Origin of the sequence: Paenibacillus sp. NPDC056722 (assembly GCF_042790635.1) — a bacterium.
Classification (GTDB): Bacteria; Bacillota; Bacilli; order Paenibacillales; family Paenibacillaceae; genus Paenibacillus_AQ; species Paenibacillus_AQ agri.
Genome location: NZ_JBHTYV010000021.1, coordinates 38,820 through 53,105 on the forward strand (window position 1 = coordinate 38,820; position 14,286 = coordinate 53,105).

Sequence of the window (14,286 nt, forward strand, 5' to 3'; positions counted from 1 at the left end):
AGACAGCTTCAACTCGTTATATAAATGATGTTCTTGAAAATAAATGGCGGAGAGGATGGGATTCGAACCCATGTGGGCTTGCACCCTAACGGTTTTCAAGACCGCCCCTCGCTGTAAAAACCCGCAATCCCTTACGCTGATTGACTTCATAGCACTTTATTGTTGAACCGCTACAGCGGTCTGAGTTAAAACGTTCGTTTCGGTACGTGACCGTTGGATAGCTTCATCTTAGTATCTCCGAAGTATGAAGTCAACAAGTCATGCAGATTAACTTGTAATGTTTACTCCAAATGATAAATTGAAATAAGAACGAGGAATTTTTGTTGTCTGAACAATAAAATTCAGTACAGTTTTGGCACCGAAGATTATTTCATGACTGTTATTAAACAAACTGTTTATTTTATTGTTGTCCGGATTGTTGGAGTTCAGCTCATATTCCATTAATGTATAATCCAAATACCTCAACAAATCGTAATAATTGAATGGGTTATTTGTAACTCTTAAAATTAAATCAGTAAAAGCTTCAAAGTAGTTGGGCGGTACTAAATTGATATCTGGCAATTTATCAGGTAGTTCAACATTAGGATACATAGATTTTACTTTAGCAAAAGCAATTCTCAGCGCTGTATCAAACATTTCCTTCCTACGTTTATTAGGAATATCACTGGACGATAGTCCTTCAAGAACAGATTGTTGTTTCTCCTCGTCAGAGAAATAGTACAATTCTTTCGAAATGTTCAGAACTGCAAGCAAAAATAATGTGACTAGTTCGTAAATTGCCCACTTTACCGTTTCTGAATCATCTTTACTAAGCGGCAATTCACACACAAGAGCAAGTTCCCTCAATGCTGTAATTGATTTTTTTACACGTGAATAATTATCTAACACCCAGTAGTCAGATGTAATGAATTTGGATATATTCCTATAAGGCGCATTACTCGGAATTGAGAATTTAGAAAGTTTAACACTTTTATTATATTGCTTATTATGATTCCAAGAACCATGCCAATCGTCTTTAGCTATTCCATAATGTTGCTCTAATTTGTCTAAGATTCCAACGTCCATAATCTGAATACCGGATTTTCGTGCATACTCTTTCACAGAGGTTCTTGCCTTAGGCGAAACAAAAATAACATCATCTATTTCTGCTTCTCCCATAATTCCTTTTATCCACGATATTCTTTTGTGAACTTCAACTCCACCGGACTTACAGTCTGCCCATATTGTTTTAGTGGTGAAGTCCTTATGGACATATACACCATACACATCTAAATCCGTAATTTTATCGGAGTTGGCATCATAATCACTGCGTAAATCAATGCCTATCGTTGAGAAATAGCCCATATAGAACATTAAACGTTTAATTCTATACTCTAATAAATAGCCTTCCGCTATACTAGCATCTTTCTTAGAGGAAGCTTTACCTTTCGAATCGTTATAATTATTTTTTCGAGTAGGATATTGCTTTGGACTACTTTTTGTACTTGTTGCTTTTACACTACTTTCCTTTACTGATGTTTCTGATGAAATTGGCAGTTGCATTTTAATCTGCTCATCAAGGAACCGAAATTTTTCTTCCCGCTTCTGCTCATCAGGGGTTTGGGGTTTTTCTTCAATTTCCTGCTCATCAAGAGGTTGAAGTTTCTTTTCAAGCTTCTGCTCATCGAGGGGCTGTGGTTTTTCTTCATGTTTTTCAATTTTAAGCTTTGAATCGGATGTACTGTCCGATTTCCCCAATTTATTTTCCAAAGTAATCCCTCCTACCCTAAAAGTTCTCCTCTAAGCATTCGCAATGCATAATCTTCAATTTCTTGAGAAGCTTCCGAAGTTTGCCCCATATAAATTCGCATTTCTTCTGGGGTCAAACTTGAATTAGCATCCACAATTGAACCAAAGTCGGTAATTACCAAGTCATTTTTAATTTGATAATCTGGACTGCTTATTATTTTAAGTGCTTCTTCTGCAACATCTCTTCTAAGTAGTTCCAAACATGGTCCCGTTCTAGGTCCATAGTACCCCGACTTCGTTTTTTTAACTACTTGCACAATCCCTTTTCTTTCTAACATTGTGTAATCCGTTAGATTGGCGGTGTGAGGGCCAATATCACCATACCGAAGTAGGCTTCTTAAGAAGTCTTCAGGATTATTAATGCGTGTGAACTCGGTGTAGTTTTCACCAAATCTAATAGAAGCTAAAAATAGTTTAACATCATCTAAAATGTCGTCTTTATAGTCTTCTTTCTTTAATAGATTTGCACTAAAACCAAATTCCTTATCAAACCCTCTTGTAGAAACAATTTTTATTGGGTCAATCATACCAATTTTTTTAGCAAGTTGTAAAACCTCGATTGTTCCATTAGGAAGCTCTTCAAGCGGATATCCTTGGGCTTTTTGAATAATATCAATTACGTCTTTTAAAGTATCTCGTTTACCTACTTCAATATTGGAAACAGCCATGGCAATTTTTTCGTGATTTTGGCCCCAGACATACTCATTGCTAATAATGGGTTCTTCAGACTTGGACCTGCTAAGTCTCTGAATTAGATTGAAATTACCTTGTAAGGCTAGTGATATCCTTATTTGTTCCTCACTATACCCCTGTTTTGCAAGCATCTCGATGAGCTGACTTTGTAAGTATGGTATTTTTTTTGTTTCGTCCAATGTTTCTATAACAACACGTTCAATTTCAGATGGATATAAGTTCTCAAAAACTTGTCCTGCTACTCCAAGAACTTCAGAATTATCAAACATATACTCAGCAAGACCAGTTACATCTCCCACAGTATTTCTTATTAATTCTATTTGTCCATCTGAAGCCTTTTCTAAAACCGGGAAAACCATCATATTAAGTTCTGCCTTGCTTTGAATCCCTACGCTATATGCCATTGATTCGAGCTTATTAATATTTGTAATTGTAGAATTACCGCGAATTGCTCCTAAAAGCCTACCCACCTTGCCTGTTAAGTTTAAATTACCTAAATTACCCAGACCTTTAGTTTCATTTTGAAAAACTTTCAGATGTTTTTGAGTAGCTACTGACCAATAACCAGCTTTAATTTTATCTGTCATGTGTTTACCCCCGTGAGATTGGAAATATACTCATAATCAGTATAATAAATCGTGGTTAAATTTGTAAACAATCTGATTAGGTTGGTTTTACTTATTTAGAGAAAATATCTAAATCTAAATAAATCTGAAATCTTGGTGGGTCAAACAAACAAGTTTTGTCTTTTATTATCCAACTTTATTTATAAAAACATAAATATTTTTGATTACGAAACTCTGAAAGACAGATAACATATTTAATTAGGAAGAAAAGAGTAGCTTTAATACAATCTTCTGAAAGAGCAACACTTCCTCATTCTGATAATATACCTTATCTGAAGTGGGGGAGGGGGATATTCGCCGGAACGGAATCAGAACGAGGAAGTTCGGGCTACGCAGGGTCACACACAAAAACTCTGATTTACCAAGCGCACTTTAGTTGGATGAAGTACAAGTCATGATTATGTATCCATCGGTTCCAGCGGCAACATTCTGCTAAGCAATATTCTGCTAAGCACCATTTTAGTTGGCAGTATTCTGGTTGGCAATATTTTGACAAGCTCATAACATCCTTCTATCTGAATCTTAACGCCCGCCAACAATAGGAGTGATTACGTGAGCGCTTAGATATAGACGATTACTTGCATAAGATATATTTTATTCATTGGCAAGCAGAGTATAGTTTTGATATTAATACGTCATATTGTCTATTCCTCTGCCAATGTAAATATGATTTTACACATGCGGCATATATGCCAATCCAGTTCAAGCCGCAAGTACCCAACCATTCATTTAAGATGGCAGGGTACTTCAATCATTTATTAGGTTATATCATTATCTCAGCAATATATTGTTTGCTAATGCCTATAATTTGAATCGTCAACAAGAACATATTGAATAAGATTGACGATTACTTGCTTCGCTTCGTGGTAAAAACTTTATTTTTGATTAAAAAACCCAATATCTCCGCCAATGGAATACAGATGAACATCCTACACAACAACATATATATTATATAATCCAAATTGCTTAAAAAGTGGCTTTCGCCTTACAGCCACAAGGGTTTATGCCACTTTCAATTAGTGCAGTATTTTGTGCAACATTAGTGTAGTATTTTGTGCAATACTTCTTTGTGCATGTGGAAGGGGCTTAATTCAAGCCTAAATCCTTTAACATTTGTTCCTTCTCGTCTATCTTTGCTAATTCTGCAAAGTGCTGTCTTAATACTCGGGCATCAGGTGAATTAGGGTCTAACTCTCTTGTCATAATATCTGGATTCACTTGAAAGAAGTAAGCGTTACTAATACCTATACCCTTGAAGATATATCCCGCCCTCACAAGGGATTTCATACGATTGATTAGCGTGTTTCGATGCACTCCAATTAATTCGGCAAGTTCAGTTTCATTTAGGTGACAGATTTCGCTTACATCCATCTCGTACGGGTTACTACACAAATAATACTTTTGACAATGAAAATACGGGAGTATTCTTAGTAAGATATCCGCATCCTCTAAGGTGATATTCTTTAACTGCCCCCTGGATTGTAATTGATATAACCTTGAGAACATACCTTTACCGTCCCTTCCCCCTTCAAATCCGCCCATAATGAAATAATCCTCGCTTATGCTATAGGTAGTATTCCTTGTGTTATCTCCGCCTTTATTTATCAAACCAAGGTCAACTAGATTACTTACAATTTCCTTAGTTCGTCTTTCTTTTTTACCCAATCTATCAGCAATATCAGCTATAGTTGCAGGTTTCCCATTCTTTAAGAGTAAGCCGTCTTTATTAAGTTGCATGAAATGGAGCAAGACAAACAAAGCTCCAAGCACATTTCCTTTGGCTCTGGGAACTATCTGCTTGATTGGTTCATCGAAGCAATTTACATAGTTCTTCCCTCTTTTTTTCATAACTCTTTCCTTCTCTAACTTCCTCTGAAAGCCTTCAAGTTGCTTCTTATTACGCACTTCGTAATAGTGCATGTTTACTAGTGCCATTTGCATTCCTGTATCTTCGTCAATATAGGGTTTCAATTCATCTTCAAATCCATTCTCGATTACGCTACTCATTCTATTTCCTTCCTGCTCCTTCCGCCATAACTTTGTTAGCTTCAATCCATTTAGCCACTTCATCAAGCTGATACCTAACCATGTTGTACGATAATTTGACTGAAGGTAATCCCTCAAGTTTCCATCTGCATAGCGTACGCTTAGAAATGCCGTACCTGACACAAACTACATTTGAGTTCACTAAATTTTCCATTACCACTTCTCCTTTGATTAATCTTCTAAAATAGAGCTTTGATTCAGTCCAAATATGCCTTATTCGGACACATCTATATATTTAAGAAGACAGCTTCAAAAATCGCCAAATAGTCGAATGAAATTTAAACTCATAATGGATGCTGGAGAAGGAAGCGGAAACGAAACATGTGCATGTGGAATGCTGATACTGCCAGATTCGCGGAAACAAAAAAAGACGACCTTCTTTTAGAAAGTCGCCTATACAATCACATATTTGATTTTAAAGAGAAGTATAGTATCGTCTTCTCTTTCTTACTGAAATTCGAGGAATTTACGGCGGCGGAAAAGATAAATATCAGCCCTGCTTTTGCTTCCAATTTTCAACAAATTCAACGAACTCTTCTTTTGTATCCCTTCCTAGTGCAAGCCTATCTAAACCGCGAACTAACTCGACGCCAGCATCGTATGGTAGTGCCATACATTTGTATGGCTCTAAAATTATATCTCTAAGTATGATTGTCATATCATCTAATGTTGTCCGAGCTTCATCAATATACTGAAAATAATTACCAACCATCTCCAGTAACCTCAAAGCTTTTTCATCTTCGATAATTTGCTCTAACGGCTTTATAGAACTCATAACCCTCACTCCTATTAATCATGTTTGATGTTCCGCAACTTTCTCAATCTTCTCGTATTTTCTTCTCATTTGACGACTTCATTTATTCTGCCGTCAGTTTCTTAATAGATTATGGTTTAGGGTAATTCCTTAAAGTTTTCATCCTTCTGTATTCCTCAATTCCAATGATTTTGTTCTCTTGCTTTAAGCCTACCCCTCCCCAAGATTATTTCTTAAACTTTTGCTTAATCAGATACAGGATGGCACCAAATAGCATCCCAATTACAAACCAATAAGTTTTCAAAAATTCTTTAATTCCATTCCCTAGGTTATCATCAAAGTGGTTAAGAATACTGGTTGAAAACATAGCAAAACACCCCCCTTATTTTTTAGTAAGGGGGGTAGTGAAGTTATATTATAGTTGTATTTTAAGTGGTATTCCCTCCCATATTATATCATAAAGAATAACGCTAATGTTAGCCTATATAGTGCTCATCATCTTATCTACAGCAACGCTTACATATTTTCTGCAAATGCCCAGAAGTTCAGGTGGCAGTTACACCATCTTCCCAGCCATACCTTAGTCTGTAAACACCGCTCAGTCTCCTCTGTTCATAAACTTCTCGTATTGCTCACGAACATCAGCAACATCTTGATTAACATAACGGTTGACCATCTCCATTGAAGAATGCCCAAGCAATCGACGTAATGAAAAAGGGTCTCCTGTTGCCTTTATATAACGAGTAGCAAATGTATGTCGGAATGTGTGAGGGCTTATACGAACCCCTGTAACCTTTGCCTTCTTCCCTATGAAGCTAATACATCTGGTTGCCCAATTCTTATCTAACGGCTGACCATATTCATTCAAGAATAAATTTGGAGCTTGTCCGTTCATCTCATGCCAAGCTAGGTAAATAACCAATAGCTCTTGGGTTCTTACTCCAAAGTAAACTGTTCGCGCTTTTCTAGTTTTAGCTGATTCTGCACGCACGGAAGCAGAGCGATTCTGTAAATCAACTTCCTCTACAAATATTCTCATACACTCTCCAATACGTACTCCTGTATCAAGCAGAAAAGACATCAATAATGCATCACGCAGTCCTAAGTAGGTAGTCAATTCACAGCAATTAAAAAGCTTCCGTTCCTGTGCCTTTGAAATTACTTGGAAGTCTTCTTCAGGTACTTTCAATAATTCTACATTCTCAAAAGGGGATTCTCTAATAATCCCTTCACTTATAGCCCAATTGAACATTGCCTTAACTGTACGTAATCTGATATTTATTGTCGAAGGTTTCAACTTCTGTAACGTCAACATAGATGAAATCCATACACGAATGACATCACGGTTAGGTACAAAGTTATCTAGACCGCTGTACTCCGATGCCAAGAAACGTCGAAACCAGTTCATATGCTTCCTGTAGTCTTCTAAGGTGCGTTCTGCTGCTCCTGCCGCTTGCCGTGCGGCATAGTAGCGGTTAAATAGCTTGTCCAGTGTCAACGTCTCAGGGCGAGGTTTCTCGGCTTCTTGAATCGTGGAGCGGGGCGTTTCCAAGACCGAAGGAGTAAGGCGGTCTAATAACCGCTGAGGTATGTCTAAATTATTCTTTCTTCGCCCCCGTTTATGGGCTGTTTTTCCTGTGTTCACATTCATATTGAGTACCTCCCGTTAGATTTTTCTCTAACGGTCACGAACACAAAAAAACGCACCAGACCGTTGTTCAACAGTCTAGTGCGTTTCAATCATAATCACCGTAAAGCCTTATGCGGTGTGCATTTGTAAATAAATGGCGGAGAGGATGGGATTCGAACCCATGTGGGCTTGCACCCTAACGGTTTTCAAGACCGCCCCGTTATGACCGCTTCGGTACCTCTCCAATAAAACTAAAATCACATGCAATAGGAATTATATCACACAACCTAAAGATTACGCAACTATATTATTATTGAACCGATTTTGGGGTAATGGATTTCACATTCCGCATGTACGGCTGCAGGCATTCTGGAATTTGCACACTGCCATCTTCCTGCTGATAGTTCTCCAAAATAGCGGCTACAGTCCGACCGATAGCCAGTGCGGATCCGTTCAGCGTATGTACGAATTCCGGCTTAGCTTTAGGCTCCTTGCGGTAACGAATATTGGCACGGCGGGCCTGGAAGTCCTCTGTATTGGAACAGGAAGAGATCTCGCGGTACATTCCGCTTTCAGGTAGCCAAACTTCCAAATCATATGTTTTAGCCGCGGTGAAGCCCATATCGCCTGTACAGAGTCCTAGTACACGATATGGGAGGCCCAGCAGTTGCAAGACACGCTCAGCGTCGGCCGTCATTTTCTCAAGCTCCTCATAGGAGGTCTCAGCTGAGGTGATTTTAACCAACTCTACCTTGTTGAATTGATGCTGGCGAATCAAGCCGCGTGTATCACGTCCAGCAGATCCGGCTTCAGAACGGAAGCAAGAGCTGTAAGCCACGTGGTATTTGGGCAGGTCAGCAGCTGTCAGGATTTCTTCACGGTAGTAGTTAGTAACTGGAACTTCAGCTGTCGGAATCAGGTAATACTCTGTGTCACGCAGCTTGAAGAGGTCCTCCTCGAACTTAGGCAGTTGTCCTGTCCCATAAAGGCTGTCCTTATTAACAATATAAGGTGGCAGCATTTCTTCATATTGATGTTCTCCGCTGTGCAGATCCATCATAAAGTTGATCAACGCGCGCTCCAGACGAGCCCCAAGGCTTTTGTAGAAAACAAACCGCGAGCCTGTGACTTTCGCTGCCGCTTCAAAATCAATAATATCCAGTTGCTGTGCCAGCTCCCAGTGGGATTTTGGCGTGAATCCGAATTCCTTCGGCTCTGACCACCGGCGAATCTCGACATTTTCTTCCTCAGACTTGCCGACCGGTACGGATTCATGAGGAATATTCGGAATATTCATCGTCAGCTCGGAGATTTTGACTTCCAGCTCACGTACCTCATCATCCAATTCTTTAATACGGTCAGATACCGTACGCATTTCAGTAATCAGGTCCTCTGCAGGCTCACCGTTCTTCTTCTTCTTGGCTACCTCTGCAGAAACCGTATTCCGACGGTTTTTAAGACCTTCTGTTTCTTGCAGTACTTCACGGCGACGCAAATCAAGCGCCGGGAATTCTGCAATCAAATCCAGCGATTTTCCGCGTTTCTCAAGTGCTTCCTCTACGCGGGCATAATCACTGCGCAATATTTTCACATCTAACACAAAGTTTCCCTCCTGAAAACAGCCTTAACTCTTTCAATAGGCCTGTTACAGCATTGAAAGAGTCAAGATGTTCTTATATACAGTTCTATTTATTAGCTGTACCGACGGCCTGAACCATATCTGCAAAGTATTGATGCAGCCTGTAATCGTCGGTTAATTCCGGGTGAAAAGAGGAGACCAGCAGATTGCCCTGGCGTGCAGTTACAATCTCATTGTTATAGACAGTAAGAACATCGACCTCAGGGCCCACCTCAGTAATAAGAGGGGCGCGGATGAATACGGCACGAACCGCTTCATTAATCCCTTTGACTTCCAGGTCACATTCAAAGCTTTCCCGCTGGCGGCCAAATGCATTCCGAGCCACGGTAATGTCCATCAGCTCCAAATGTCCAGGCTCGCCACTGGCAATACGTTGTGCAAGTACGATCAGACCGGCACAGGTTCCAAATATAGGCTTACCTTGGCTAGAAAAGTCACGTATCGCTTCAATAAAGCCATACTTGCGCATCAGCTTGCCGATCGTAGTACTCTCACCACCAGGGATAATAAGCCCCTGAACCTCTTCCAGCTGTTCTACCCGCTTAATCGGTAAGCCTACAGCACCGGTCTTCTCAATACTGACAATATGTTCTGTTACTGCGCCCTGAAGCGCCAGCACTCCTATTTTCATCCTGAACCCTCTCTCTATTAACGGCCACGCTCCGACATACGCTCAGCCGGTGTCAGCGTCGCAATATCGATACCCTTCATTGGTGCACCAAGGTTCTTGGACACTTCGGCAATTAATTTGTAGTCAGTGTAGTGTGTAGTAGCTTCCACAATAGCACGGGCGAATTTCTCAGGGTTGTCCGATTTGAAAATACCGGAGCCGACGAACACACCATCAGCACCCAAGTGCATCATCAAAGCAGCATCGGCCGGTGTAGCTACACCGCCTGCGGCGAAGTTAACCACCGGAAGCTTGCCCAGCTCATGAACTTCAAGCAGCAGTTCGTAAGGAACGCCAAGTGTTTTAGCTTCATTATAAAGCTCATCCTTGGAAAGGTTAGTCACTTTACGGATTTGGCTATTGATAAAGCGCATATGACGTACCGCTTCAACAATATTGCCTGTTCCTGGTTCGCCCTTAGTCCGAATCATGGATGCTCCTTCATTAATACGTCGAAGAGCTTCACCCAGATCTTTCGCACCACAAACGAATGGAACGGTAAATTCACGTTTATCAATATGGAACACTTCATCAGCCGGAGTCAGTACTTCACTCTCGTCAAGGTAGTCCACGCCCAAGGACTCCAGGACCTTCGCTTCAACATAATGACCGATTCGCGCCTTTGCCATAACGGGGATACTTACCACTTTGAGAACTTCTTCTACAATAGTAGGATCAGCCATCCGTGCTACGCCACCTGCTGCGCGGATATCGGAAGGTACGCGTTCCAGAGCCATAACGGCAACTGCACCCGCGGCCTCGGCAATCTTTGCTTGTTCTGCATTCATGACGTCCATAATGACGCCGCCTTTTTGCATTTCTGCCATGCCTCGTTTTACTCGCGATGTTCCTGTTTCCATGTCCATGCCTCCCGATTGACTATCATTAATCTAACTTGTAATTTTACTGCATGAAGCGTAAATATACAACCCGTTAACTCGGATTATTTACTTCATTAGACAAAAAATTCGTTAGAACAAGTTCTTGATTCCGCTAAAGAGATCACCGAAAAATTCGCCTATTGCTCTAAGAAATAACTTGAACCAGCCCGCTTTTTCAGCTTCCTCTGCCGTAATCAGATTCACAGTCTTTTGTTGAACGAGATCCATGCCGTCTACCTTGTAAGTATACGTCACCTTGCCGACCTTGGAGGAGGTAGCAATAGGAGCAACCAGTGTCGCTGGATCATTGGTCTGAACAGTGGACTCAATTTTCGGAGCAGCCGTTCCTTTAGGTACGATAAATGTTACGCCTTGATCCGTAACTACCGGTACTTCTTTATTCTTCCCTTTTACCACTGGCACTGTTTCAGTACCTTGAATCACTGACTTTGGTGCAACGACCTGCTTGATCTCAAAATTATTAAATCCATAATCGAGGACTTTCTTCGTCTCGGTGAAACGATGCGCTTCAGTGTTTGCTCCCATAACCACACTGATCAAGCGCATGCCATCACGGACAGCCGTACCTGTAAAGCAGTTCCCGGCGCTGGCAGTATGACCTGTCTTAAGTCCGTCAAGACCAGGATAAGCATACGCCTTGAAGTTGGCGATATCCTTATTTGATTCTAGCATCCAGTTGTAGTTAATGATCGGCTTCTTATCACGCTCGCGGAATTTATAAGATTGAATGGTTGTGAACTTATTAAAGTCCGGGTGATCGGTAACAATGTATCTAGCAAGAATCGCAGCATCCATAGCAGACATTACAGTCTCACGGTCACTTTCTGGACGGAATTTCGCTGGCATATCCGCCCGGCTAAGACCTGTAGAGTTGATAAAATAAGCCGTCTTCATGCCCATTTTCTGTGCCGTCTGGTTCATGAGCTCTACAAATTGCTGCTCCGAACCGGATACCAGCTCAGCCAAAGCCACGGTGGCATCGTTGGCCGAACCAACTGCCATTGCTATATACAGCTCTTCAACTGTATGCTCATCACCTTGAGCGAGGAAAATACGGGAACCGACTTGTTTGGAAGCATTCTCTTGCACGACAACCTTTTGATCCCAAGACAGCTGTCCATTCTTCACAGCATCAGCAACCAAATACTCGGTCATCATTTTAGTCATACTCGCCGGAGGAAGTGGAACATCCGCATTTAGAGACATTAGGATTTCGCCTGTAGTAGGCTCCATTAGAACGGCTGACCGTACATTTAGACCTAAGGAATCTACAGAAGGAATTTTGGAGACTGTACTCGTTACAGCCTTCGTGGTCGGTGTTTTACCGGAATCTGTTGTAGCTGGCGTCTTCGCCGCTTCAGCCAAAGCTGCCGGAATCGAAGGTGACAAAAGCATATTTAAAAGCAAACCTACCGTTGCTGTCTTAATCACGAATTGTTTACCGCTGAATTGTTTTTTCTTATGCTTCAATGATACTACTCTCCTTTGAAACTCATTTCAGTGCTTGTTCTATTCTAACACAGGGGTATCTGCAAAAAAAGACAGACCCGGCGAAAATCGCCCGGTCTGTCCATTATTTAGTCATTCTATTCCATTATACGGAATAGTTCGGCGCTTCTTTTGTAATCTGTACATCATGTGGGTGACTTTCACGCAATCCAGCACCTGTAATTCGGATGAATGCCGTGTCATTGCGCAGCTCATTAAGATTCTTCGTTCCACAATAACCCATACCAGAGCGGAGACCGCCAATCAATTGGTGAATGGTGTCAGAAAGAGGTCCCTTGAAAGCTACACGACCTTCGATGCCCTCAGGAACGAGCTTCTTGTCGTCATCTTGGAAGTAACGGTCCTTACTACCTTGTTTCATAGCGCTCATACTGCCCATACCACGGTATACTTTGAACTTACGTCCTTGGTAGATCTCAGATTCACCAGGGCTTTCTTCTGTTCCTGCGAAAAGACTACCCATCATAACAGCGTGGGCACCAGAGGCAATCGCCTTAGTAATCTCACCGGAGTACTTGATACCCCCATCAGCAATGATTGGAATCCCATACTCACGGGCAACCGTCGCACAATCATAGATTGCTGTAATTTGCGGGACGCCGATACCGGCGATAACCCGCGTCGTACAGATCGAGCCTGGACCAATACCGACCTTAACCACAGAAGCCCCAGCTTCGATCAACTCACGTGTTGCATCGCCTGTAGCCACGTTACCTGCAACAATGGTCAGTTCAGGGTACAATTCACGCAATTTACGAACGGCATCAATAATATTGATGTGATGGCCATGGGCAGAATCGACCGTAATCAGATCGACACCTACATTAACCAGTGCTTCAGCACGCTCGAAAGTATCCTTGGAAATTCCGATTGCCGCGCCTACCAATAAACGGCCCTGTGCATCTTTCGCACCATTAGGGAACTGGATCGCCTTCTCAATATCCTTGATGGTGATTAGGCCTTTAAGAATATTGTTCTCATCGACAAGCGGCAGCTTCTCGATCTTATGACGCTGGAGAATGCCTTCAGCTTCCTGAAGTGTTGTGCCCACAGGTGCAGTTACAAGATTCTCACGAGTCATTACTTCTTTAATCTGAATGTTAAAATCGTGGATAAAGCGCAGATCCCGGTTGGTAAGGATACCTACCAGTTTTTTGTTCTCATCGACGATAGGTACACCGGAAATGCGGTATTTACCCATCAGATGCTCTGCGTCAGAGACCCAGTGGTCCGGAGTAAGCGAGAACGGGTTAGTAATAACCCCACTCTCAGAGCGCTTCACACGGTCTACTTCTTCCGCTTGTTGCTCTACAGACATGTTCTTGTGAATGATACCGATACCGCCCTCACGTGCGATAGCGATCGCCATAGCCGCTTCAGTAACTGTATCCATTCCTGCACTGATAAGCGGAATATTCAGCTTTACATTCTTGCTCAGAACAGTCGTCAAGTCTACTTCCTTCGGCAGTACCTCGGATTTACGCGGAACCAGCAGCACATCATCAAACGTCAAGCCCTCTTTACCAAACTTGTCTTCCCACACCTGGGTCATTCCTCCTCGATAGTTGTATTTATTCCACCCGCCCGCAAACTTTATAAATGAAGAAAAACTCGATCGAGTCCATTCACGACAGACAAAAGTACAGCAACAAAAGTTGTACAAAATCGTATCTTCAGTGTAGGTTTGAGATGCATGTCCAAAAATATATTATTGCCTATCTTAGCAAAGGGCATTTGCACTGTCAAGAATATTACATCATCAATTACAGGATTAAAATTTGCCTGCACAGGTAAGCGAATTCTTGGACAAAAGTCCACAATAGGCGGACAAAGATAATGGTTCTATCCACCATCGAAACACGTTAACGAGGTAATTCAGCCTTTATTTTACAAAAATAACCTTTGAGCTTTTCTATTTATTCATTTCTAAAAATACAAAAAAGCCCTTGTTGATTAAATCAACAAGGGCTCATGTGCTTGGCGGCGTCCTACTCTCCCAGGACCCTTCGGTCCAAGTACCATCGGCGCT

General features: G+C 41.6%; 11 protein-coding genes and 1 tRNA gene. All 12 read right to left on the bottom strand.

All coding sequences use genetic code 11. The features are described from left to right. Nucleotides 1-267: 267 nt before the first annotated feature. Nucleotides 268-1,749, bottom strand: a complete 1,482-nt coding sequence (locus ACFRAM_RS27600; protein WP_379470143.1) for a hypothetical protein — start codon at nucleotides 1,747-1,749, stop codon at nucleotides 268-270. An 11-nt stretch (nucleotides 1,750-1,760) separates the two neighbouring features. Continuing rightward, nucleotides 1,761-3,068, bottom strand: a complete 1,308-nt coding sequence (locus tag ACFRAM_RS27605) for a hypothetical protein (RefSeq protein WP_379470145.1) — start codon at nucleotides 3,066-3,068, stop codon at nucleotides 1,761-1,763. A gap of 1,125 nt (nucleotides 3,069-4,193) precedes the next feature. Continuing rightward, nucleotides 4,194-5,114: a hypothetical protein gene (locus tag ACFRAM_RS27610; protein WP_379470147.1), complete on the bottom strand. Its 921-nt coding sequence runs from the start codon at nucleotides 5,112-5,114 to the stop codon at nucleotides 4,194-4,196. Between the two features lies 1 nt (nucleotide 5,115). Continuing rightward, nucleotides 5,116-5,307, bottom strand: a complete 192-nt coding sequence (locus tag ACFRAM_RS27615) for a helix-turn-helix transcriptional regulator (RefSeq protein WP_379470149.1) — start codon at nucleotides 5,305-5,307, stop codon at nucleotides 5,116-5,118. Between the two features lie 336 nt (nucleotides 5,308-5,643). Beyond that, a complete protein-coding gene (locus tag ACFRAM_RS27620) occupies nucleotides 5,644-5,928 on the bottom strand; it encodes a hypothetical protein (protein ID WP_379470151.1) in 285 nt (94 codons plus the stop codon). Between the two features lie 577 nt (nucleotides 5,929-6,505). Next, nucleotides 6,506-7,558 carry a tyrosine-type recombinase/integrase gene (locus tag ACFRAM_RS27625; RefSeq protein ID WP_379470153.1) on the bottom strand — a complete coding sequence of 351 codons (1,053 nt, stop codon included), beginning with the start codon at nucleotides 7,556-7,558 and terminating at the stop codon, nucleotides 6,506-6,508. Nucleotides 7,559-7,692: 134 nt separating this feature from the next. Then, nucleotides 7,693-7,781 (bottom strand) — tRNA-Ser (locus tag ACFRAM_RS27630). 66 nt (nucleotides 7,782-7,847) lie between these two features. After that, nucleotides 7,848-9,137, bottom strand: coding sequence for a serine--tRNA ligase (serS, locus tag ACFRAM_RS27635; protein ID WP_379470154.1), 1,290 nt, complete (start codon nucleotides 9,135-9,137; stop codon nucleotides 7,848-7,850). A gap of 85 nt (nucleotides 9,138-9,222) precedes the next feature. Beyond that, complete coding sequence (gene pdxT, locus ACFRAM_RS27640) at nucleotides 9,223-9,807, bottom strand: pyridoxal 5'-phosphate synthase glutaminase subunit PdxT (RefSeq protein ID WP_175369931.1); 585 nt, start codon at nucleotides 9,805-9,807, stop codon at nucleotides 9,223-9,225. Between the two features lie 17 nt (nucleotides 9,808-9,824). Beyond that, entirely contained in the window at nucleotides 9,825-10,706 is an 882-nt protein-coding gene (pdxS, locus tag ACFRAM_RS27645) for a pyridoxal 5'-phosphate synthase lyase subunit PdxS (RefSeq protein WP_175369932.1), read from the bottom strand. 111 nt (nucleotides 10,707-10,817) lie between these two features. Beyond that, the gene (locus ACFRAM_RS27650; RefSeq protein ID WP_379470157.1) at nucleotides 10,818-12,218 is read right to left on the bottom strand and encodes a D-alanyl-D-alanine carboxypeptidase family protein; all 1,401 of its coding nucleotides are present in this window, start codon (nucleotides 12,216-12,218) and stop codon (nucleotides 10,818-10,820) included. Nucleotides 12,219-12,342: 124 nt separating this feature from the next. Further along, complete coding sequence (gene guaB, locus ACFRAM_RS27655; protein ID WP_175369938.1) at nucleotides 12,343-13,800, bottom strand: IMP dehydrogenase; 1,458 nt, start codon at nucleotides 13,798-13,800, stop codon at nucleotides 12,343-12,345. Nucleotides 13,801-14,286 lie beyond the last annotated feature (486 nt).